Below are 24,625 nucleotides of genomic sequence, written 5' to 3'. Positions count from 1 at the left end.
TTATACTTGCCTTACTTTATTAACCTTTTATAAATTCTAGAATATTCATTGATTTTATTTGACAAAGCAAATTTTTCAACCGATTTCAGACAATTTAAAGAAAGTTCTGTTGGTGGTCCTTCAACTATTGTTTTTATAGTATTAGCAATATCTATCGGCGATTTATGATCAAAAAAATAGCCATTAACCCCCTCTTCAATCACATCAAAATGAGCGTCAATTTTAGAAACTAAACAAGGTTTCCCTTTAGCTAAAGCCTCAAGAACCACATTAGGCAACCCTTCACTTAAACTAGGATGTATAAAGTAGTGTGCTGCCTTAATTAAATCAAATAATTTGCCTTTCGCCATTTCATCAATCAGATTAACATTTACCATTGAGTTTTCTTCTATATATGCTTTCAATGCAGCTGATTCAGGACCTTCTCCAACCAATGTTAACTGCACACAATTTTTATCTAATAACTTAATCGCTTGAAGTAAATTAGCGTAATTTTTTAATTTAATTAATCGGCCAATAGCTATAAGGTTAATTGGTAAAGTTTGCGCATTTAAGGTATGCACCTCATGATCTATCTGATCATCATCAATGCCATTGGGTAAGTATTTTACTTTCGACTTATCAACCCTAAAAATTTCAGCCGCCACTTTTTGCATACCACTATTGGGGGTAGTAATAATTTGCGAATATCTTGCTCCAATCGCGCTTGCCTTTTGAAAAAAAACTTCGCGCATTGCTCCGTAAGAATATTCAGGTAAATTACACACTTCAGCTCCTCTTAAGGAGCTAATAACTGGAATATTTAAAGAGTTACAAATATTGACAGCACAACTACCTAATGGGTACATAAAATGAGAATGAGCTACATTAATATTATTTTCTACTATTACTTTTCCAATAGCTATTTCTAGCTTTGCTAACCACCATGCTTGTTTAATATCGATAAGAAGTAATTGATAGTAATTTTTAATGTGTTTAAAAATAAAGCTAAATACTTCAAGTTTATTAATTGAATCAAATTGCCTTTTTCCAGTAAACGTAATGTTTGCAATAGTGGTATTATCAACATTGGGATGAAAATGAATAATGTTTTCATCTTTTTTTGCTAATGCGGCCGCTTCCTTTTGGATAAAGTTATAGGTTAACTTGTCACGATTATCCTGACTTACAGGAATAGATAAAAAAAGTACATTGGCCATAAATAAATTTTCTCGTTAATGCTAAAAAATACTTTTAAAGTAAATTTATAGCTCGTTATGTATAATAGACTGATTATCTGTTTGTAAAAAGTAAAATAAATCTAATGTCTCGTAAATATTACGCGAAATAAACTCAAACGTAATAATTCAATATATTGCAATAATATACAGTTAAAGTGCCACTTTTAATGTTATATAAACCATAACCATTAATCTCCAACCAACGACAATAGATTTCAAAAGCGCAGGGCTTTAAAATTGCTCTTCAAAATAAGGGCTAGTTTTATCATTTGATAATGAGAAGCCATATTCATCCCTAAAAAACAATAATAACAGGGTATATGCTCAACTAAGAAAAAAGCAGCAATTAAATACCCAACCATACTAAAAAATAAAGCTGAAACCAGTAACACCTCTTGTTCAAGCTATTTTAAAGATTCACTTTTTTTGTTTGCCTAACTTTATCGCTTAACACTCCATTGTAATTTTCTAATAACCTATTTTTATTTTTAACAATATAGTATCCGGCCAATACTGTTAAAAATATTGCACCTGTCCATAAACAATAGTCAATAAAGTCCAATTCACTCGAAACCATTACATATGAGCTATGGACTATTCTTCGATGCCATTCAAAGAAGTCCCTCTACCACACCTAGAATGGTGTTAGATAGTAACATATTTATTCGAGCAGAATTAGAGGTATCAGAAGATAAAGCGCCTCCTCTACCCGCTAACAAGATAACAACAAAGGTCCAATAACTACACAGAAATGAATAAGCTTCGTTACTCCTTTAGTAATTTACCTATAGTCTGTTTAAGGGATTAACCTATTCGCCTGTTCCATGAACCGAAAACTCATGCAAGTAAAATTAATACTTTAAGGCACAGGCATGAAGAATTAAGTTGAGTTGTATTATAATATCGATGTTTTATCAAAAAAGTAATGAGTGAACCTAAGTTTACGGCTGATTAAAATGGACTAAGAGCCATTGCAGTTCTTGTTGTTATAATATTTCACATTAATCATGATTTTCTATCTGCTGGTTTTATTGGGTTTGTTATTTTAGACCCCTTAATCTCTTTATTTTTAATATTCTTCGAGTTTAATCCCTCGCCGCTTGCGGCGTAATATTGTAGAGTATTCGCATGAGGGAAGTGATATATAAGAATAATAGTATTCCTAAGGTAATAAATAGAATATTTCATTAAATTTCAGTAGTTTTCTTAAATTGGTAGATCACACATATGTTGGATAATAAAAATTGAACTATAGAATAGATATAGACGGATTAAGAACGATAGCAGTCGCTTTAGTCATATTAAACCATGCTGGCTTTAGTGCTTTCTCTGGTGGTTTTGTTGGTGTTGATGTTTTTTTTGTTATTTCAGGATTTTTAATTACTGCCATTATATTTCCACAAATTATAGCTAAAACATTTAGCATTAAAACATTTCTAAGCCGTCGAATTAAGCGCTTAATGCCGGTGTTACTTTTTGTGGTTTTAATTACGGCTATTGTCTTTAGTTTTATTATGCTCCCTGAAGACTTAATGCGTTTTTATCGCAGTATTATATGGGTAGTGCTATATGGCGCTAACTTCTTTTTTTGGAAGGCATATGGCGGCTATTTCGATGGTGGCTCACAAGAGGCCCCGTTATTACATACATGGTCTTTAGCAATAGAAGAACAATATTACCTGCTGTGGCCATTAATGTTACTATTTGCTGTTAAGTTTTTGGGTGGAAAAGTTACCGCTTATTTATCAGTAGTTTTATTGGTTTTTGCTACTATATTTTCACAATGGGGGACAGAGTTTACCATAGGTGCCGCCTACTACTTGCTACCTACTCGGTTTTTTGAACTTTTGTTGGGTTCATGTTTAGCGATATTTTGGCATAAGTTACCTAAACTTAATACTTTAGCTAGTCATGTTCTATCGTTAATTGGCTTAGCTCTAATAATTTCAAGCGCTTTATTATTGTCGGAACATTCACAGTTCCCAGGATATAATGCACTCTACCCTACATTAGGAACAGCCTTACTTATTTATTCTGTAGGGGGTGTTGTAAATAATATCTTATCGTATAAACCTATAGTTTATACGGGAAATATCTCCTATTCATTGTATTTATGGCACTGGCCAGTACTCGTTTTATTGCGGTATACCGCTATAGAGCTTACCTTACCTACCCAGCTTTTCGCTATATTTCTTACATACATATTATCGATATTATCTTATAAGTATATCGAACAGCCTTTTCGCCTTATTAAGGTAACCACATTTGGTCGTGTAGCGAGCACAATGTATTTAATCCCCGCAGCACTTCTTATTAGTATTGCGCTTTTAGGGATCAATTCAAACGGCTACCCTAGTAGGTTTTCTCCTGAAGTTATAAAAATGGATAATGCGTTAAACTCTTTCGCCAGCAAATCAAGAGTAGGTTGCCATGCAGCTTTTAGAAATAGTGAAGACTTACCTAATAAAAAGTGCTTTTTTGGTGAAGAAGAAGCACCACAAGGCAGCTTTTTTATTTTTGGAGACTCTCATGCAAATCACCTAGTTCCCTTTTTTACCATTCTAGCGAAAGAGGCTAATTATAAAGGACAAGATTACACACTAGACAGGTGCTTACCTGTAATGGACCTCAATTGGGGATCTAATTTACATATGGCAGAAAAATGTCGACAACGAAATCATACAGCTCAACTGCATATTGAACAGCAAAAATTTGATTTTGTAGTAATGGCAGCTTCGTGGCCACATTTTACTACACAGCGAATATTTACTAACGGGCCTGTAACTGATAACCAAATAAAAAAGACATTGGTAAAAGAAAAGTTAGCTTCAACATTAAAAGTTATTATTCGAAGTGGAGCGGTTCCCATTTTTATAGAGGATACGCCAACCCTATTGGGCAAGAGCCCTAAATGTTCGCTTAAAAAAGAGCTATTCAATAGTGCTTTACAATGCGATATTAAGCGACTTGAGAATATTATGTTTAATGAAATATTAGCGGAACTTAAACCGATCTTCCCTTCACTAATTATTATGAAACCACATACACTATATTGCCAAGGTGAAAATTGTAGTATGTCTTTTAAAGAGCTACCGCTTTACCGAGATGACGATCACTTAAATGAAGAAGGTGCTAAATTACTTGCTGAAGAGTATTTAATCCAAAGAGGCAACCCTTTTAAGTAACTTATAAATTTATCAATTTGAATGAGTTAGACGATCACTTCTACTCATTCGATTTGATGAATTGCTAAAGTGCAACTTTTAAGGTGATATAAACCATTACCATTAAGCCCCAACCAACCCCAATAGAGTGAACAATTTTTTTAACATTAAACTGTTCTTTAAATACAGGCACTAACTTTATTATTCGGTAATGAGATGCCATATTCATTCCTAAAAAAACGAATAATAACAGTGTGTATGATCTACTAAGAAAAAATGCGGTTATTAAGTAGCCAACCATACTAAAAAATAAAGCTGAAGCCAATAACAGCTCTTGTTCAAGCTCTTTTACAGACTTTATTTTTGTTTGGCTATCTTTATCACCTGGTACTTCATTGCTATTTTCTAATATTCTACTTTTATTCTTAACAATATAGTATCCGGCCAGTACTGTTAAAAATATAGCACCAGCCCACAAACAATAGCCAATAAAACCTAATTCGCTCGAGACCATTACAAATGAGTTATGAGCGGTTCTTCGATGCCATTCAACAAAGTTCCCCATACCAACACCAAAAACAGGATTAGATAAAAACATCTGTATACCATGATACCATGCATCTAGCCGTCCTGAAGCTGAAGCGTCGGCAGCAGAAACTCCACCTCTAGCTGCTATTAACGTAGCGATAACGGGTCCAATAGCTATACCAAATAGGATTAATTTGGTTCCCCCTTTAGTTATCAATAAATATATTGCAATTAATGCTGCTGCACCTAAAAACGTACCTCTTGAGTCCGTTAAATATATTCCGTATAACAAAGCTGAAAAAACTGATATACACAATAACTTGCCTATAACCTTAGTCCGGACAAAGAAGTAGGCAATTAAAGGAAGGTTCATAACAAAAAACATCCCCATATCATTAGGATCCTTAAAAAAACCTAAATAAGTAATTCTACCGTCACCTACATATTGGGTGCCCGTCCATCCGAAACCATCAAAGCTATTGCGCTGCACATGCCCGTTATGGACCATTAATAACGCAGCAATGATACATACAATCATAATAATATGATGACGCTTAATTGAACTTATAAGTGAACTGTATAAAAACAAAGGAATTACTGAGCTAACAATAAACAACTCTGATTGTGATATACCTTTCATTCCATATCCATTCATTACAGCTGAAACTATTATTACTGGCAATAAAAGAAACACCATTACATGCTGAGAACTAACCCTTAAAGGTCTTTGCGAAAGTAATGTAAATAATAATGCAATTATTGCAAAAGCTTTAATTACAACCCAATCTTGCGATACTCTAAAGGCTTCATGCGGTCGAATAAAGATAGCAGCGGTATATAAAAACAAAAAGAAAAAAGCTACGGACGAGTCTTTATCTTTTGGCTGTATTGAAACTCTCTTATTCATTACGTTCACCAGTAACGTTGCAATAGTTCAAAATAAATAGGCACATACGAATACCTAATTACCGTAGGCAACGAGGTACTTTTTAGTACATCGTTCTATTGAAAAATTAGACTCAAATAGCGCGATGCTATTATTACTAAATTGTTCATACAAGGCTTTATTGTTTATCATTAATTCAATTAATTCTGCCAGCTTTTCAATATTTGAATAGTCAAATAATAATCCATTAATATTATCTCTAATAAGCTCAGGATTTCCCCCTACTTTACTCGCTATTGTAGGTGTTCCACTTGCTAACGCCTCTATTATTGCTAATGAAAGACCTTCTGTTTCTGATGCAACCACTAAACAATCTGTATTCTCGTAAATTTTATTTCGGTCGGTAACAAACCCCATAAAAGCAACATCAACATTGGGAATAAGCTCTTTAGCAAGGTTCTTATTTTTTTCCAATAAGTCACCTGTTCCATAAAAAAAAAGTTTTAATTGTTTTTGAATATCTTCAGCTAATAACCCAATAGCTTGAATTATATGATGCTGTGCTTTTAAATGTACAAATCGCCCGACATGAGCAATACGAAACTTTTCACTTTGTGTTTTAGTGGTTACCATGGGTAACACACCATTTAGCACAGTACATGACTTTTTTTCAAATGATGGATACGTTGCTAAATAATTTTGTCTTGCTTTTTCGGCAACAAATACCATTTTGTGTAAACGAAACTTAGCGATCAAATAGATGATTCGCCACTTAAATGAAGTATGTACGCGTTCATTATGCCGCGTATAAACGACTTTAATAGGGAGAAGTAACGAGGCTAATAAAACTCTTAATAAGCTATAGCTGCTATGCACATGAACAATATCGAATTGAGATAAATAAGATCTCAGTTGTGAGATATTAGTACCATGCAATAAGCCTAGATCAAAGCGCTTAACTTCGCTTTCAAGTGGCTCACCTACTTTCCCCATAGATAAAATACTTGGCTGAAGACCCTGTTGTTTTTGTTCCGTAGCAAGGTCTATAACGAAGCGTTCTGCACCACCAACATTTAAACTACTTACTACATGTAATATTTTCACTCGAAAAACACTCTATTGGTTGTAAGTGAATCATTTCACTTGATTGGTATATATTTGTTAATAAGTATCTATAAATTAAACTTTAATAACAACATGGTGTTAAGTTGGTATTAATCCCTGTTGTTCCTAAAGTAGAGATTTGACGGCATAAATGCCGACCTACAATATAACAACATCATAAACATTTACTATTGGCGGCATAAATGCCGACCTACATAAAGCAATAGTCTTAGCTTGAACTATCGATGACATAAATACCGACCTGCAATAAAACAATACCCTAAGCTTGTACTATCGATGGCATAAATACCGATCTGCAATATAACAACATCATAAACATTTACTATTGACGGCATAAATGCCGACCTACAATATAGCAACACCATAAACTTGTGGTATTGACGGGCATAAATGCCGACCTACAATATAACAACATCATAAACATTTACTATTGACGGCATAAATGCCGATCTGCAATATAACAACATCATAAACATGTACTATCGACGGCATAAATGCCGACCTACAATATAACAACATCATAAACATGTAGTATTGCCGGGTATAAATGCCGACCTACAATATAACAACATCATAAACATTTACTATTGACGGCATAAATGCCGACCTACAATATAGCTATACTCTTAGCTTGTACTATTCACGGCATAAATATAGATCTGTAGTAAAACTAGTTATGTGTACTTATTAACTTACTTATTCTTATATTAAACTTTTGAAATAATTTAATTATATTTTTTATAAATTTATATTTTAGTGTATAAGTAGAAGCATTAATTACTGTAATATCACTAGTAATATACCGTGTTTTATAAGAGTCGTTACTACCTTTCATTAAGTCATAAAACTTTAGCTTTTTTTCTCTTGCTATATTGAGCGCAACTACATGCATTGCAACACCAGCAGATGAAAGCTTACTATCGTGATTTACAGCGCTTTGATAATAATAAAGTGTGTTACCGTCTATAAATCCATAAAAAAGTGCAGCAATTTCAGTTTTATTTGCAATTTTAAAGACTACCAACTTGTTCTTTTCTAGCATTCTTTCGCTAAAAGTGCGGTGAAAAGCTACAAAACTTTTATTTTCGAATGCTCCTGTCTCACCTCGCTTTTGCCAGCTTGTATTGTGTTCGATTATAAGTTGTTGATAGAAGCCTGCTAGTGCCTTTTTTTCGTTTATTGCTATTACTTGGTAATCTGTATTGCTAATAAAGTTTTTAGCGTGCCTTTTAATACTTTTACTTTTAAAGCCTGAGAGCTGTGCTTCTTGCTTTTTTTGTACCGGTATTATGTAGCGCGTTCCAACACTATTTATTTTTTTTACCCAATTACTTATGCTTAATGTATTAAGCCATCTATTTGCGATTGATGTCTCTATAATATTATCAAATATAATAGCGGAAAAATTTTGATCTACTGTCACTTGATCAGAAAATTGCTTTAGTATTCTTTCTTCAAACTCTGCATTTATAATAAAATCTTGAAATTCGCTGCAAACTTCTGATTTTATCGGTTCACCTGTAGCAATGAAACGTAATTCCTTCCCTGCTAATGTAGTTTTAAGGTAACAAGGAATGATACCAACAATCTCTTGCTGATAACGCCATACATGTAGGTAAAGTTGGTCTTTTTCACTACCAAATATATCAAGCCAAGTGTTTAGCCAATCCCAGCCATTACATATATTATTATCGTTGTGTTGCCTTCTAAAGCTTTCCCATTTAGTTGCAAGTAATTCGAACTCTTCAAGTGAGGTGATTACAGATAACTCTAAACTCATGGTAAATGTACGCCTCCTTTGTATTTACACCGAGCAACTTTATTCTTTTAATAAAGGCTACAACATTTAATGTGTTTTCGAATTACGTAAAACAACATTCATACTTTAAGTAATTTATGTCATCAGTTGCTACACAAAAACGATTAATATCAAGTGCGTTACAAATACTACGATGGTAGCCAGGCTCATTATTAAAGCCTATTTTATAGCCTGCTTCAGCAGTGTATTCAAATGTATTTTGGTTATAGCAATAATAGCGACCAACAGGGTACGCTATTGAATTAATGGTGCAGTTCAACCTTTTTTCTAGTATTGCTTTTGATTCAACAATCTCTTTTCTGTGTTGCTCGTTTTCAAGCTGTGTAAGTATAGGATGAGTGAGTGTATGAGAGCCTATCTCCATTCCTTGCTTTAGTAGTTCTTCAGCATGTTCCCACCCCATGAACAACTCATGATTTTCGGCTAAAAGCTTTGTTCTAGCTTCAGGGAACTTTGATCTAATATCTTGTAGTGCAGTTAATACAGATAAATTCTTTGTTTGTTTTATATCAGACATTATTCGTTGAATAATTTTATCTATATTATCTTTTTCAAGTGTATATTCTAAAGTGCCGTTCGGTAGCTGGTATTTCATACCATGCGACTTTCTCAATAAATAGGCAATTTCATCCCACCAAGTTATTTGCCGAGATTCGAGTAGCTCTGTTGTTAAATAAAAAACTGCAGGTATTTTATGTTTTTTTAAAACTGGGAAAGCTTCAGTAAAATTATCTAGATAGCCATCGTCAAACGTAATAACTGCATAACGATCATTCACAATTTCACCATGCGCTATTAGCTTTGCAAGCTCTACTGTATTAATAATTTTGAAGTGTTTTTTTAGCTCTATTACTTGTTGTTCAAAGGCATTTTGCGTACATGAAAAAATAGCCCGATCAAAAGGAGTTTTTTCTTTATCACCTATCCGATGATAATTAAAGGCATAAACACCGTTTGGTAGCCTTTTCCAAAAATAGTTAATTCCTCCCGTTAATGACAGAAATTTACTAAGGCCTTGGCGAAGTTGAAAAAACACTTCTTATCTCACTACAAAGGCATAAACGATGGTTTAGGCAATACAAAGTCTCTATATAAATTTGGATCCCCACTCTCACCTGCTTCAGCTGCTTTTACAATGTTATACATTTCACGAGCTGAAACATAATGAAGCACATAGTTATCGCCATCATTATATTTAGTTTCTAAGTATGTGTGCATATCGTGTCTAGCTTGGCCTAGCAAGGTGTCCATGTCTGCTTCTTGTGTGCCATGAGTATGTACTTTAATAAACACCCACTCTGGCTTACCCTTAACATGAATATGTGAGTTAACCCATTGGTCTACTCGTGATTTTAACGGTGGCATAGTTTTACGTACATCAGAGTTTTCAATTCTGGGTAAGCCTTTAGGCGTTCGCCACTTTAGGGCTACACCTAATGGACCTTGAATTAGCATTAAATCGCCCGTAGCTGCTTTACCTACTTCAACATCAACCCCCTTGTCATGAGCTTTACAGCCACCAGGTTTACCTGTGGCATAATAAATTGCGTTAACTTTAGTTGTTTGCGCTGGGCTTGGAGCAGAAGGTAGGGTCATATCAACATAACAACCAGTTTGCTTTAGTAATGGAAGTTCGTTATCAATACCACACATATAGCCATTGGGTAGTGAATTATCTAATGCCCAGTTACCATGAATAAACGCATACATTATTTGGCCCGTTTCAGGGTGAACTGGCAGTGCGCCATGGTCATTGTGTAATGTGTTGGCAAAATTAGTCATTACATTGGTAAAGTTTTCAGGGGTGTCTTTATCATGGTGTAAGTGAATTTCTATCTCACCAAAGCCGCGATAGCACATGTCAGACAATTTGGCTAAATGCTCATATCTATACTCTTCTTCAGGATAGAAAAAAGAATGTTTAGGCATATGCCCGTCAGCATCTTTATGCTGCTCTGCCATTAGCGGATAATCTTTAAACCATCGGTCTACACGCGCACGTTCAATTTCAATGTCATCGTTTCGCCATTGCGGTTCATAATGATCAACAAAACAAAACATTACATGCACTGGCCCTTCAACTTTAGGGCGGCTGAGTACATTTTTTAGATAAGAGAAAAACCAAATATCCATGTTTTTCTTTTTTAATACTAGCCAAAATGCAAGTGCGGCTAACACTAATAGTATTAAAATGATTGTCATTACTTTGTATCTCCTGAGCGCGCTGTTCGTTGCCAGCCACCACTTTTATGACCTTTTAAAAATTTAAAAAAGCCTTGTCCTAATGCAACATTCATTGATAAAAAGAAAGTTACTATAGCAACTAATCCATTAACTTTTTTACCATTATCTATTTTTCTTTGTCCGTAATAGCCAATGGCATAAAACAACACTTGTCCGATAAATAAAAACAAATATATTGGCGTAGTAATTAATAATAAATTTGACAGAAATACCACTAGCATTAGGTGAGGCGCAAACCAACGCAGTACCTTATGCGACCAATAACATAAACTAAACCAACCTTGAAGTGGTGATAGTGCCCATAAATTTACCATAAAGGCCTTGTAGTTACCTATACCTATTCTTACGCGGCGACCATACTCTTCTTTAAGTGATGGTGCTATTTCTTCGGTTGCTACTGCTAATTCGTTATACAGCACTTGGTAACCTTGTTTTTTTATGTTCATAACTATGCAAAAGTCATCTACAACCGTATCTTTTGATAATGGGATATAAAGTTCACGCTTTATTGCATAAATAGCACCATTAGCACCTAACAAGCCACCAAGTGAAGATTCATATTTTTTAAGTAACTGTTCGTATTTCCAATATAAGCCGTCTTGGTTTTGGTTACCTGCATCAGTTTCTAATATTAACTCACCAGAAACTGCGCCAACCTTGTCGTTAAAGCTTCTAATAAGTATATCTACTGCATCAATATTAAAGTCAGTATTTGCATCGGTTAATACTAAGTATTCTGCATCTGAATGAGCAATCAAATCATTTAAAACAGATATTTTCCCTCTGTTTTCTGGAAAGTTAAACGCTTTTACTCGAGGGTCTGTAAAGCTAGTAATTATTTCACCAGTTTTATCTTTACTACCGTCTGAAGCTACCAATATATTTAATTCGCCTTGGTAGTTTTGCTGCAAAGCGTTTTCGATACGCGCTTTAATACACGACTCTTCGTTATATGCTGCTATTACTATGTCTACGCTAGGAAACTCGCTTAACGCTTGCAGCTTAATTTCTTTTGGTTTAACAAGTAATTTTAATAATAGTGGGTAAACAAAGTATGAATACACTAATAAGCTTAATGATATCCAAAAAACAATTAACATTCTTTTACACCTTTGTTTATTACTTTTGCTGGTATCCCAACAACGGTTACGTTATCAGGAACATCTTTAACCACCACAGCATTAGCACCTATTTTTACATTGTTACCCACAGTTATGCCGCCAATAATTTTGGCGCCGGCACCAATAAATATATTATCACCCAACACTGGGGCTTTACCTTTTTCGTCACCTATAACCACACCACTTTCAATAGTAATGTTTCGCCCGCCACGTACTTTTGAGTTAATTACCACACCTACAGGGTGCATAATAACTAAACCATAACTGAACTGTGCAGCAGCACCAATTACACAGCCATTAATTACCCTGTTTAACCACAAAGTAACAAGTGCTAGTGGAGATAATTTATATGAAACTAACCAACTTGTTAGTCTGTATATAGCATTTGCCGAGGTGCCGTCGCTTACTAATACCCGCAGCATTGATACATTATACCCTTCGCTGATAAGTATTTGTTGTTTTTGCTTGAAGTCGCTTTTTAGATATTTCACTGCGGTTCTATTATTTCCATTACCCGTTGTACATTTTTTTGCCAATTAAACTGAGCTGCGTGTGAAAGTAATTTTTCACTAGACCAGTTTTTATTTAGCGCTGTATTTATTGCGTTAGCGAGTTGTTCACTATTTTCTTTATCAACTAAAATACCCACATCTTCATTAACAACTTCAGGTATTCCACCCACTACTGTTGCTATTACTGGCGTACCACTTGCAAAAGACTCTAGTAAAACGTTTGGTACACCTTCTCGGTAACTAGGTAGCACTAATACGCTGGCATTGCGAACAAACTCGGCAACCAGAGGAAGCGCTACGGAGCCATGAAGCTTAATATTATCATGTAAATTATGTGCATTAATTTTATCTGCTAAAACACTTTTCATTGGTCCTTCACCTAGTATATCTAAAGTTAAGTTCGGGCATTCTTTGTGACAGAGGATAAAAGCAGAAAAAAGCTCATTAACTCCCTTTGTAGTAATTAAGCTACCAACAAAAACTAACGACTTATCATTCTGCTTGTTAGTGGCAGGGTAAAATATTTCAGGGTTTACTCCATTGTAATTTACCACAAGCTTTTCTTGTGCAATTCCAATTTTAGCTAATGCGTCTGCAAGGGCTTTACTCGCACAAAAAATACTTTGTGCTTTATTTAACCACTTTTTCATTAAACTTGCTCGGCCACTAAACTTTATATTCTCATTTACGTCAGTACCATGCACTTTGACAAATAACGGTAGATTTAAAAATTTATTCACCATAGCTACTGCTACCGCGTCAGGAAAACCCCAAGACGCTAGTAAGCCTGTCGCCTCTTGTTTTTTCATCCAAGGAAGCAGAAACAACAACGAAAAGAATTGGAAGTATGGTACTAAGCGTCGTCCAACTTTGGGGATATAAAAGTAAGGGCAGTATTTAATATTGTTATTTGATTGGCAGGCTTTGCGATGCACCAACCATTCCTTCCATGGCAGTAAAACCACAATTTTTACAGATTTTTTGTCCGCGATTATGTCAAATTGTTGTTTGTTGAAACTGGCTCGATTGGGTCCCCAGGGTACTGGATACAAGTTTGTAATAATAATAATGGGCTTATGCTGCTCTGGCATAACTTAAATAAGCCTTTCATATACTGGTAAATATTGCTTTGCTGTGTTCAACCAGTTTCTTTCTTCACGAACAAAAGTTAAACCCTGCTCACTAATTTCTGTAAGCAAGCTAGTGTTATCTATTACTTCTAGCACTTTAGTTGCTAGTGCCGACGAATTGTCGGCAGGAAATAAAAAACCTGTTTTATTATCTTCTATTAACTCTTTATGACCACCAATATCAGAAGCAATAACCGGCTTATATTGTGCCATTGACTCTAGTGGTTTTAGTGGAGTAACCAATTCAGTTAATCGAATACTTTCACGCGGGAATACCATTAAATCGGCTAAACTATAATAACGACTGACTTCTGCAAAAGGCACACGACCAACAAAAGTAACAAATTCAGCTAGGCCTTGGTCACTTACTTGTTGCTGCAAATTAGCTAACTCATTACCCGCACCTACTAATAAAAGATGAATATCTTTTCTTGTTTTAGTAATTTCTTTCATTGCACTAATGGCATAGTGCAGCCCTTCATACTTAAAAAATGTTCCGATAAAAGCGATTACTTTCTTCCCTGATAATTTGAAAGTTTGCGCTAGCTCTGGGTCGCGCTGATGCAATGGCTGAAAATTATTAATATCAACTGCATTTGGCGTAACAAATAGTTTATCTTGTGGTATGCCTCTTTTTATTAGATCTGCTTTTAGCCCTTCGCAAATACAACTTACCGCATCAGCTTTTTCAAAGGCGCGTTGTTCAATAGCTTTGATCATTTTATACTTAAAGCTACCTTCTTTGGTTTTACCCGTATCAACTGCTGCATCTTCCCATAAGGCTCGAACTTCATACGTAACCGGAATGTTATATTTTTTACCCACTTTAATCGCAGCTAGCGCATTAAACATGGGTGAATGGGTTTGAATTAAGTCAGGTTTGCCTTCAACTACTGCTTTTTCTATTCTTTTTGCTAAAAAATTTATATGGTGTAAATAATTGATAAACGGAATTTTACTTAATATAGAAGTAGAAGCTTGGGTTCGCTGGTATTCTACACCTTCAACACTTTCAGTTAGTTCAGTAAAGTCTTGGTATCTTTGGCTAGTAAGTTGTTGAGTTACAATACCTATTTGACGCTGATGGCGAATAATAGCGTCTGATCTAAGCGAGTAACCGCTTATATTTGGCCTTGAATACTCTAAAACATGTAAAACCTTCAATGTTATTTCCTTTTAAACTGACTAAGTGGTTACTCGTATGGTTAGGGTTAACGGCCCTTACCAAATAATACAATTTCAACGGTTCTTATTAAGATCAATAAATCTAACATAAAGCTTCGGTGCTTAATGTAGTACAGGTCGTACTTAAGTTTTTCTAACGAGTCTTCTTCAGTAGCACCATAAGGATATTTTAATTGCGCCCAACCGGTTAGCCCTGGTTTTACGTTATGGCGCTCGTTGTAATATGGAATGTTTTTGATTAACTGTTGCACAAACTCAGGGCGTTCAGGGCGTGGGCCAACAAAACCCATGTCGCCACGCATTACGTTATATATTTGCGGTAATTCGTCTACTCGATACTTACGAATAAACTTGCCTATTTTGGTGGTGCGGTCATCGTTTTCAGAGGCCATTTGTGCGCCATTTTTTTCTGCGTCGATGCGCATACTACGAAATTTCATAATATTAAAGGCTTGTCCGTCTAGGCCCACTCGCTCTTGATAATAAAATACAGGAGCGTTCATCCCCTCGTCGAGCTTAATAAGAATGGCGGTAATTAGCATTATTGGCCACGCTACCAGAAATAAAACAAAAGCAATACTGGCATTAAACACCCAATCAAGGGTATTGCGTAAATGGTTTGCCGATGCAAAACCGTTGGAATAGATTACCCAGCTTGGGTAAATTAAGTTAACGGCAATTTGACCAGTTTCACGTTCAATAAAGTCGAGAATTTCGGTAATTTCTACCCCTCGAATTTTACAAGCAAAAAGTTCATCTACTGGTAAGTTATTTCGGCGTTCGTCGCTCGCTACCACTATTTCGTCAATGTCGTGCTCTAAGGCATAGGTTACTAATGAGGTGTCGAGTGTTATTCTATTTTCGTTAACTATACCGCCTTCGCCGTCACCTTCCATAACAACAAAACCATGCATGGTAAAGCCTTGTCGGTCTACGTCGCGGCGCATTCTTCTTTCAATTATAGAGGCGCGTTGTCCTGCCCCTAATACCAGTACAGTACGTTTATTTAAACCAAAAAAGTCTACTTTATAAATAAAGTAACGAAAAATAGAGGCAATAATTAAGGTGGTTACTGATGCTAGTGCGAGTAATTCGATTGGTAACGAATTTTCACCAAAAAAGGGATTAACAATAGTGGCGATAAAAAAACCAATAGCAACCGACACCAATAAACGCCTAACAATACCACGAAAACTTTCACGTAATTTAGAGTTATAAAGCCCAAGTGCTAACGATGAAAGTTGAATAATAAAGGCATAAACAACGGCATAAATAAAAATAAAGTTGCCTGCCAGCTCAATTGGCTCTACAAAAAGAAAAAATTTATTTAAATAAACGGTGAGCAATAAGGCACTAGCAAAAAACACTAACTCAACTAATACCAGATATTTACTACCTGACGATAGATCTCTAAACTTTGAACTAGACATAAATAAGGCAGCTATCCCTGAAATTTTATTTTGCTAATTATTAGCGAATATTAAATTGTGAAAGTGCTAAAAATAGCAGATGCTTTCATTATAAAGAAGTGTAATCTTATGCTAGCAAGTTTAACATCATTTTTGTAGATATGAAATAATGTGCATCAATTGTAAAAATCACTTACAATCTGGTAGCTTAATAAAAAACCGTCGTAATAAAGAAGGTCACCACCATGGAAATTAGTATGATTAACAAGCTGAAAGCGTTAACAATTTTAGTTATTGGCTATATTTTGGTAGGGTGTAGTACTAATACCCTTCCCCCAGCATCTTTGCATCAGTCAACTACTGTAGATGTTAGCTCTTACAAATACTTAATTGGCGCAGGCGATGCTGTAAATATTTTTGTTTGGCGTAACCCTGAAGTTTCTGGCACTTTTGTTGTTCGTCCAGACGGTATGATTACCACTTCGTTAGTTGAAGATATTCCTGTTTCAGGCAAAACACCTACAGAGCTTGCCCGCGAAATTGAAAAAATTCTTGGCACCTATTTAAGAGAGCCGGTAGTAACGGTTACCGTTAATAATTTTGTTGGCCCGTTTAGTGAGCAAGTTCGTGTTATTGGTGAAGCAGCTCAGCCCCAGTCAATTAGCTACGTACAAAATATGACATTGCTTGATGTAATGATAAGTGTTGGCGGATTAACTGAGTTTGCCGACGGTAACGATGCAAAACTAGTACGTATTGAAAATGGCACCCAAAAGCAATACGACATTTACATTGAAGACTTACTAAAAAATGGTGAAATATCAGCAAACGTTGATGTACTGCCTGGCGATATTATTGTAATACCTGAGACATGGTTTTAATTAATAGTTGTTTATAAGTTAGTTATCCCCTGCAACAGAGGTCAGGAATGCAAGAAATAATTGAACAGGTAGTAGATTACCTAAAAGGAGTTTGGATTAAACGTCGCTATTTAATAATAGCAACGTGGCTAATTTGTCCAATTGGGTGGTTAGTAGTAGCGCAACTTGATGATGTTTATGAGTCGGAAGCTACCGTTTTTGCTGATACACAGTCTATTTTAGGGCCGTTATTAAAAGGTATTACGGTTTCAACCGATACTGAAAAACAAATTGAGCTAATGGTAAGAACATTACTAAGTCGCGACAATCTTGAGCGTATTTCAAGGATGACTGACTTAGATGTTTCAGCTAGAACGCCTTTAGAGTATGAAGAGCTTATAAAGAGTCTTAAAGAAGATATTATTATTAAAAAAACAGGTGGCCGTCAGCAAAATATCTTTAGAATTACCTATGAGCATCAAAACCCTGAAACCGCTAAAAATGTTGTGCAATCGGTATTAACTGTATTTATTGAAAGCATGTTAGGCGAAAGCCGCAGTGACTCTGACTCTGCACAACGTTTTTTAGACTCGCAAATTAAAGAGTATGAAAACCGCTTAGCTACTTCTGAAGCTAAACTGACTGACTTTAAACAAAAATATAGCGATGTACTGCCTAATCAATACGGCGGTTATTATCAAAAGCTAACTGCGGCCAAAGAGCAATTAAAGTCGATTGAGTTGATGATTCTCGAAACTAAAACTCAACTAGAGTCGGCTCGCGCCCAGCTCCCGAAAAAAGGTGATGACGCTAACCAAGCTAACAATAATATTGTAGGTGAAAATACCATTCAAACCACTTATGACTCTAGAATTGAAGAGCTTGAAACCGCACTAGACAACTTATTATTACGTTACACTGAAAAGCACCCTGATGTGGTTGAAGTAAAAAATCGTTTGGCGATGCTGTCTAAGCAACGTGAAAAAGAAATAGAAGATTTTTTAAATTCAGAGTCAAGCGAAGGTGGTAGTTATAACCTTTCTCAAAATCCTGTTACTCAGGGGATAATGATTCAAATAAACCAACTTGAGAATTTAATAGCTTCTGCAACAGTACGTGCTAATAGCTATCAGCAACAGGTAACTGAGCTTGAAAGTAAAATTCATATTTTACCAGAAATTGAAGCCGAATTAACCGCGCTTAATCGTGATTATGGCATTACTAAAGACCAGTACGAGCAATTGTTGTCGCGTAAAGAAACTGCGCAAATAGCCAAACAAGCAGACGAGTCTACTAACAAAATTAACTTTAGAATTATTGATCCGCCAAAAGCACCTACTGAGCCTTCAGGTCCGAAAAGAATATTATTTTTTATTGCTGTGTTAATTGCTGGTGTAGGTGTGGGTACTGGGTTATCACTTTTTGTAAGCCAAATTAGCCCTGTTGTAACCTCAGGCCGACAAGTATCTCAAGTTACTGGCATTCCTGTTTTTGGTGTTGTTTCAGCAACTGAGAACTTAGGTTTACAAAAATGGCATCGACGAAAAACACAGATATTTATTCTGTCTAACATGTTATTGTTATCAATATTATTCGCGTTAGTGGTATATTTTTCTTTTCCAGATGCCATTCAAGCGCTTGTTAGGAAGGTAATGTAACTGATGAGTACAATTGAAAAAGCGCTACAAAAGCAAAGAGACAAAGCAAACAACGCTACAACAGAAAGCGGTACTTTAGAAAAAGCTATTAACACTGCAGAAGTTAATGCCAATGTTACTGCCGATGTAAAGGCCGAGGCTATACAGGCGAAACAAGTTACACCAGAGCATGTAGCTTCTACCACCGCTTATACTAACGATAACGTTATTACCATTGATAAAGACGACCTTGAAAAAAGAGGTTACTTGGTAGACAACGGTTCTCGTAAAAGTATTAAAGATGAGTTTCGCCAAATTAAGCGTAAGTTATTAACCAATGCCTTTGGCGCTGCAGCAAAAACATTAAAGCACCCTAACCTTATTATGGTAAGTAGCTCTAAGCCAAATGAAGGTAAAACCTTTGTTTCAATTAATTTAGCCTTGAGTATTGCCTTAGAGCAAGATAAAACCGTGCTATTAATAGATGCCGATGTGTTAAGACCAAGTATTAATAGAGAACTTGGTCTTGATGAAATGCCAGGGTTGATTGAATACCTTTTAGGTGAAAACAAAGACATTGGTGAATCAATTTACAATAGTAATATTGATAAACTTAAGGTAATACCTGCTGGCAAGCCGCATCATTTATCGAACGAGTTATTAGCGAGTGATAAAATGGTAGCCTTAGCTGAAGAACTAGCGCAACGCTACCCTGACCGAGTTGTTATTTTTGATTGCCCACCGTTAATTGGTGTTTCTGAAACCTTAGTATTGTCTAGCTTTATGGGGCAAGCTATTTTGGTGGTGGAAGAGTCAAAAACACAACTTGCCGATATTCAAAAAGCAACTGAAAACCTTAGTGAAGATCTTGCTTTAGGTTTGGTTGTTAATAAAGCAATTAGATCTCATAGGGATATGTATGGCTACTATGGCTATGGATATGGCGCGAATTAAATCTTTATCGGTTTTTTCGCTCTTATGCTTATTACCGCAAATAAGCACAGCAGGTGAATGGGAATTTTCGCCTGAGCTTTTTGTTGATGAAATTTATACCGACAATGTAAAGTTAACTAAGTCTAACGAGATAAACAGCTTAGTTAGCCAAGTTGGTTTAGCGTTAAACACCAATTATAAAGCACAATATTTAGCATTCGATTTAAGCTCTACTAGCACCTATGCTATGTACAGCCATGATCATGATATTGATGATGATTTTCATACCTTAAACAGCCAGCTTAGTTATATGCTGTGGCCAAACGGCATAACTTTTACTGCAAGTGCTGCTATTAGTAATCAGAGCCGTAATTCAGCGCGAAATGGCCTTGCCGATATTGTAAGCGGTAACACTGTTCAAATTGAAAACTACAGCTCTGGTTTAGCTTATAATGTTGTTAACAGCGACTTTACTATTAACAGCTCGGTTCAATATCAAATTACTGAAAGTGAAGATAATATTGGTGACCGAGAAGGTGTTGTTGCATCTTTAAGCTCTAACAATGGTAAAAGTGCAAGGCACGTTTTTTGGGAAGTATCTGGCTCTTATCAAGATTTAGAAAACAATAATCGTGAGAGTACGCTTTACCGCTCAGAAATAAAGCTTGGCTGGATATCGGGTGTTGGCTTTAACCCGTTTATTCGTTATTACGATGAAGATAATGAAGGTGCCATTCAAGGGCAACGTTCGCTTGAGTCAAATTCTGTTGGTTTAGGTGTACGCTGGTTGGTTACACCGCGTTTGTTTGTAGACTTGTCTTACAATAAACCTATTGGTGACAAGCTAACTATCGATGGTGAGGTACAAGACAATTATTTAGACTATTCTATCGGCTGGCAACCTACCCAACGCACTAAGTTATCGGCAAGTTATTCGCAACGCTTTTATGGCGACAGTTATCAATTGTCGTTAACACACGAAAACAAGCGCTTAACGAATACCATTTCATATAATGAAGCGGTACAAACTTTTACACGTAATAACTTTGAAGCGGTGCTTCAAGGGGTTTATTTATGCCCTTCAAACGTAGTTGACGATTTGGCGAATTGCTATTTAAGCAATGATCAAATTGTTGATGTTACTGACATATTTACTGTGCCTGTTTATGATTTTGAGCTCGTTGAAGATTACGGACTCTCTTTAAATAAAAGCTTAAATTGGACTAGCACCCTAGCGTTGCCTAGAACGACCTTTACCCTTGGCATTAATGGTTTTGAACAAGAGAATTTAGAATCTAAACTAGTAAACACTAACAAAGCTGCTAGTTTCAGCTTTAGCCGCGAACTTAGTCCTAAATCAACGCTTAAATTGTTATTAAGTTATAGAGAGCAAGAGTTTGACTCTAATACTACCGAAGATCGCTTTAATCGCTATCGCCAAGCGTCTATTAATTATGACCGTAAGCTTAATAATAGCTTAACCTCAACCTTCAGTATCAGTAGCTTAAATAGAGAGTCAGAACTGTTATACCTAAACTATGACGAAAACCGCATTTCATTTAAAGTAACCAAAGGATTTTAACTAGATGTATGAAAGTTATTATGGTTTTAAGGAAAAGCCATTTCAATTAAGCCCTGATCCTCGTTTCTTTTTTGCTTCTAATCACCATCAACGTGCAATGTCTTATTTGCAGTATGGTTTAGACCAAGGTGAAGGTTTTATTGTGGTGACCGGCCCTATCGGCACGGGAAAAACCACTATCGCCAGAAATTTACTTAATAATATTGCCGACAACAGCATTGTTGCAGCGCAGTTAGTTACTACTAAATTAAACCCTCAAGAGCTTTTAGCTTTAGTTGCTTCAGAATTTAAAATTAAGACCAATGGCGATAGTAAAGCTGATTTACTGCAAGCAATTGAAGAGTTTTTAATTTCGCTGCATAAGCAAGGTAAGCGCGCACTGCTGATTGTAGACGAAGCCCAAAATTTACCTGCTGAAACCGTTGAAGAATTAAGAATGTTGTCTAATTTTCAATTAGATAATAAACCGTTGATTCAAAGTTTTTTATTAGGCCAAGAAGAGCTTAAACCCATTATTCAAGCACCTGATATGGAGCAATTTCGTCAACGTATTATTGCTTCAGCTCATCTAAAGCCGCTTTCAGTTGAAGAAGTTAAAGAGTATATTAATTACCGCCTGAACCAAGCTGGCTGTATTAAAGACAGTTTATTTTCTGAAGATGCTTTTGAAATTATTCATGAAAAAACACTAGGTGTGCCGCGTAAAATTAATATTTTTGTTGATCGCATTTTATTATTCGGCTTTTTAGAGGAGCTAGAGCAAATAACGCTTGATGCTATTTTAAGTGTTGCCGAAGAAATGGAAGTTGAACTAACAGGCTCATTAAACAATGCTACGCTAGAAAATAACGAACCCACTCAGGTTGTAGTTAATTCAGCTGAAAATGTTCAAAACATTAAAGATGTGTTACGTGAAGTTGAAGAAATTTTAGAAACCACGATTAAGCAAAAAGTAAAAATGGCCCGTTATGTAGATAAATTGCTTAAACATAAAAGCCGCCTTTATGCAGAGCACAATATAGATCCAGAATAACCTGTAGGTCGGCCTTTAGGCCGTCAAAAGAATTGATGGGCTGAAGCCCAACCTACAAAAACATGACAAATATACGGCCTAACCTACAAACATCGCATAATATATCTCCACACCCTGTAGGTCGGCCTTTAGGCCGTCGAAAAAATTGATGGGCTTATCGGTAATTGCTCCTGCATTACCCTACTACCGCCGTCCATGGCGGCAAAGCCAACCTACAAAACAACTTCTCAACACCAATGTAGGTCGGCCTTTAGGCCGTCAATGGCAATATTATTCGAATATTTTTGATGGGCTGAAGCCCAACCTACAAAAACATGACAAATATACGGCCTAACCTACAAACATCGCATAATATATCTCAACACCCTGTAGGTCGGCCTTTAGGCCGTCAAAAAAATTGATGGGCTTATCGGTAATTGCTCCTGCATTACCCTACTACCGCCATCCATGGCGGCAAAGCCAACCTACAAAAGATACACAATACTTCTCCACACCAATGTAGGTCGGCCTTTAGGCCGTCAATGGCAATATTATTCGAATATTTTTGATGGGCTGAAGCCCAACCTACAAAAACATGACAAATATACGGCCTAACCTACAAACATCGCATAATATATCTCAACACCCTGTAGGTCGGCCTTTAGGCCGTCAAAAAAATTGATGGGCTTATCGGTAATTGCTCCTGCATTACCCTACTACCGCCGTCCATGGCGGCAAAGCCAACCTACAAAACAACTTCTCAACACCAATGTAGGTCGGCCTTTAGGCCGTCAAAAAAATTGATGGGCTGAAGCCCAACCTACAAAAAATACACAATACTTCCCACACCAATGTAGGTCGGCCTTTAGGCCGTCAAAAAACGTTATTCTATATTTATTGGTAAGCCATATTTTTCAATTAATGAATACAAGGTTGGTCTTGCTACACCTAACAACTCTGCCGCTTTTGACATGTTTCCTTCAGATAGCGCATACGCTTTTTGAATTGCAATTGTTTCAGCTTCTTCTCGAACTTGTCGTAGGTTTAATGACAACTCTATGCCTTGGTCTACATGATCAAAAAAGCCTAGATCTATTGCGTTTACTTGTGTGCCAGGTGCCATTATTACCGAGCTTTTAACTTTGTTTTGTAATTCACGAATATTACCTGGCCAACGATGACTTTTTATTGCACTAAGTGCATCGTCTGAGAAACCTTTAATATTGCGTTTATAGTCGAGCGCGTAACGCTGTAAGAAATACTGCGCTAAAATAAGTACGTCTTCGTCTCGGTCTCTTAATGGAGGAATATTTAGGGTTATTTCACTCACACGATAATATAAGTCTTCGCGGAAGGTTTTTTCTGCCACCATTTCTTCTAAGTTTTGGTTAGTTGCACATACTACCCGTACATCAACCGATATTTCTTGGCGGCCTCCTAAACGTTCTATTTTCTTTTCTTGTAAAAAGCGTAACAGTTTTGCTTGCAAGCTGAATGGCATATCGCCGATTTCATCTAAAAAGAGTGTTCCACCCTCGGCACATTCAATTTTACCTTTTGTGGTGCGATGAGCCCCTGTGAATGCGCCTTTTTCAAAGCCAAACAGTTCACTTTCTAATAAGTTTTCAGGTATAGAAGCACAGTTTATGGCTACAAACGGCTTTTTCTTACGACCACTCGCAAGGTGAACAGCACTAGCGGTAACTTCTTTACCTGTACCACTTTCACCAAGTATTAAGGCGGTTATTTCAGTTGGTGCGATGCGTTTGATCATGGTGCGTAAACGATCAATGCTTTCACTATTTCCTATTATGCCAATATCGCTACCGGCAACTGAACGCATTCTGCGGTTTTCTTCTTCAATAATTGCTAATGAAAACGCACGCGAAACAATAACGTTTATAACATCTGAGTCGATAGGTTTTTGATAAAAATCGTAAGCGCCTGCCGTGATCGCTTTTAATGCATTGCTGCGGTCGTCGTTACCCGTAATAACTATTACTTTAGTATGCGGTGCTATTGCTAATATTTCGTCTAGTGCAGCTAAGCCTTCAGAGGCATTTGCTTCGTCAGGAGGAAGACCTAAATCAAGTGTGATAACTTTAGGTTCGTGACGACGAACAGCTGCAACTGCACTTTCTCGGTCGTCAGCAAGTATTACTTCGTAGTCTGACAAACTCCACTTAAGCTGCTTTTGAATACCTTTATCATCATCTATGATCAACAACTTTTCCATTACAAACCCTTTATAATATAAC

General features: G+C 36.2%; 18 protein-coding genes. 6 read left to right on the top strand and 12 right to left on the bottom strand.

Features of this window, described 5'->3' with window-relative positions; translation table 11 throughout:
• Positions 1-11: 11 nt before the first annotated feature.
• Complete coding sequence (locus QUD79_RS01115; protein ID WP_184421963.1) at positions 12-1,199, bottom strand: glycosyltransferase family 4 protein; 1,188 nt, start codon at positions 1,197-1,199, stop codon at positions 12-14.
• A gap of 1,265 nt (positions 1,200-2,464) precedes the next feature.
• Between QUD79_RS01115 and QUD79_RS01110 the strand changes: the two genes are divergently transcribed.
• Positions 2,465-4,405 carry an acyltransferase family protein gene (locus tag QUD79_RS01110; RefSeq protein ID WP_184421965.1) on the top strand — a complete coding sequence of 647 codons (1,941 nt, stop codon included), beginning with the start codon at positions 2,465-2,467 and terminating at the stop codon, positions 4,403-4,405.
• 64 nt (positions 4,406-4,469) lie between these two features.
• On the opposite strand, the gene QUD79_RS01105 is transcribed toward QUD79_RS01110, so the two are convergent.
• The 10 genes from QUD79_RS01105 to QUD79_RS01060 all read right to left on the bottom strand — a co-directional run bounded on the left by QUD79_RS01105 (position 4,470) and on the right by QUD79_RS01060 (position 16,364).
• Positions 4,470-5,819 carry an O-antigen ligase family protein gene (locus tag QUD79_RS01105; protein WP_184421967.1) on the bottom strand — a complete coding sequence of 450 codons (1,350 nt, stop codon included), beginning with the start codon at positions 5,817-5,819 and terminating at the stop codon, positions 4,470-4,472.
• Between the two features lie 54 nt (positions 5,820-5,873).
• On the bottom strand, positions 5,874-6,902 hold the full coding sequence (locus QUD79_RS01100; RefSeq protein ID WP_184421970.1) for a glycosyltransferase family 4 protein: 1,029 nt from the start codon (positions 6,900-6,902) through the stop codon (positions 5,874-5,876).
• Positions 6,903-7,593: 691 nt separating this feature from the next.
• On the bottom strand, positions 7,594-8,703 hold the full coding sequence (locus QUD79_RS01095) for a GNAT family N-acetyltransferase (protein ID WP_184421973.1): 1,110 nt from the start codon (positions 8,701-8,703) through the stop codon (positions 7,594-7,596).
• Between the two features lie 82 nt (positions 8,704-8,785).
• Positions 8,786-9,778: a polysaccharide deacetylase family protein gene (locus tag QUD79_RS01090; protein ID WP_184421976.1), complete on the bottom strand. Its 993-nt coding sequence runs from the start codon at positions 9,776-9,778 to the stop codon at positions 8,786-8,788.
• 11 nt (positions 9,779-9,789) lie between these two features.
• Entirely contained in the window at positions 9,790-10,944 is a 1,155-nt protein-coding gene (locus QUD79_RS01085) for a hypothetical protein (RefSeq protein ID WP_184421979.1), read from the bottom strand.
• Positions 10,944-12,086 carry a glycosyltransferase family 2 protein gene (locus tag QUD79_RS01080; RefSeq protein ID WP_184421983.1) on the bottom strand — a complete coding sequence of 381 codons (1,143 nt, stop codon included), beginning with the start codon at positions 12,084-12,086 and terminating at the stop codon, positions 10,944-10,946. Before QUD79_RS01080 ends, QUD79_RS01085 begins: the two co-directional genes overlap by 1 nt.
• Positions 12,080-12,598, bottom strand: a complete 519-nt coding sequence (locus tag QUD79_RS01075) for a serine O-acetyltransferase (RefSeq protein WP_286289511.1) — start codon at positions 12,596-12,598, stop codon at positions 12,080-12,082. Before QUD79_RS01075 ends, QUD79_RS01080 begins: the two co-directional genes overlap by 7 nt.
• Positions 12,595-13,710: a glycosyltransferase gene (locus tag QUD79_RS01070; protein WP_184421986.1), complete on the bottom strand. Its 1,116-nt coding sequence runs from the start codon at positions 13,708-13,710 to the stop codon at positions 12,595-12,597. Before QUD79_RS01070 ends, QUD79_RS01075 begins: the two co-directional genes overlap by 4 nt.
• A gap of 3 nt (positions 13,711-13,713) precedes the next feature.
• On the bottom strand, positions 13,714-14,913 hold the full coding sequence (locus QUD79_RS01065; RefSeq protein ID WP_184421989.1) for a TIGR04063 family PEP-CTERM/XrtA system glycosyltransferase: 1,200 nt from the start codon (positions 14,911-14,913) through the stop codon (positions 13,714-13,716).
• A gap of 47 nt (positions 14,914-14,960) precedes the next feature.
• Complete coding sequence (locus QUD79_RS01060; protein WP_184421992.1) at positions 14,961-16,364, bottom strand: TIGR03013 family XrtA/PEP-CTERM system glycosyltransferase; 1,404 nt, start codon at positions 16,362-16,364, stop codon at positions 14,961-14,963.
• Positions 16,365-16,600: 236 nt separating this feature from the next.
• Between QUD79_RS01060 and QUD79_RS01055 the strand changes: the two genes are divergently transcribed.
• The 5 genes from QUD79_RS01055 to QUD79_RS01035 are packed head-to-tail and all read left to right on the top strand — an operon-like array spanning position 16,601 to position 22,388.
• Positions 16,601-17,224, top strand: coding sequence for an XrtA/PEP-CTERM system exopolysaccharide export protein (locus QUD79_RS01055; protein WP_385958500.1), 624 nt, complete (start codon positions 16,601-16,603; stop codon positions 17,222-17,224).
• Positions 17,225-17,271: 47 nt separating this feature from the next.
• Complete coding sequence (locus QUD79_RS01050) at positions 17,272-18,861, top strand: XrtA system polysaccharide chain length determinant (protein WP_184421998.1); 1,590 nt, start codon at positions 17,272-17,274, stop codon at positions 18,859-18,861.
• Between the two features lie 3 nt (positions 18,862-18,864).
• Positions 18,865-19,794: an XrtA-associated tyrosine autokinase gene (locus QUD79_RS01045; RefSeq protein ID WP_184422001.1), complete on the top strand. Its 930-nt coding sequence runs from the start codon at positions 18,865-18,867 to the stop codon at positions 19,792-19,794.
• A complete protein-coding gene (locus QUD79_RS01040; protein WP_184422004.1) occupies positions 19,760-21,355 on the top strand; it encodes a TIGR03016 family PEP-CTERM system-associated outer membrane protein in 1,596 nt (531 codons plus the stop codon). Before QUD79_RS01045 ends, QUD79_RS01040 begins: the two co-directional genes overlap by 35 nt.
• A gap of 4 nt (positions 21,356-21,359) precedes the next feature.
• Positions 21,360-22,388, top strand: coding sequence for an XrtA/PEP-CTERM system-associated ATPase (locus QUD79_RS01035; RefSeq protein ID WP_184422007.1), 1,029 nt, complete (start codon positions 21,360-21,362; stop codon positions 22,386-22,388).
• Positions 22,389-23,250: 862 nt separating this feature from the next.
• Here the strand turns inward: QUD79_RS01035 and prsR are convergent.
• The gene (gene prsR, locus QUD79_RS01030) at positions 23,251-24,603 is read right to left on the bottom strand and encodes a PEP-CTERM-box response regulator transcription factor (protein ID WP_184422010.1); all 1,353 of its coding nucleotides are present in this window, start codon (positions 24,601-24,603) and stop codon (positions 23,251-23,253) included.
• Between the last annotated feature and the right edge of the window lie 22 nt (positions 24,604-24,625).

The organism is Thalassotalea piscium (assembly GCF_030295935.1).
GTDB lineage: Bacteria > Pseudomonadota > Gammaproteobacteria > Enterobacterales > Alteromonadaceae > Thalassotalea_B > Thalassotalea_B piscium.
This window is presented reverse-complemented; position numbering and strand designations above follow the sequence as displayed.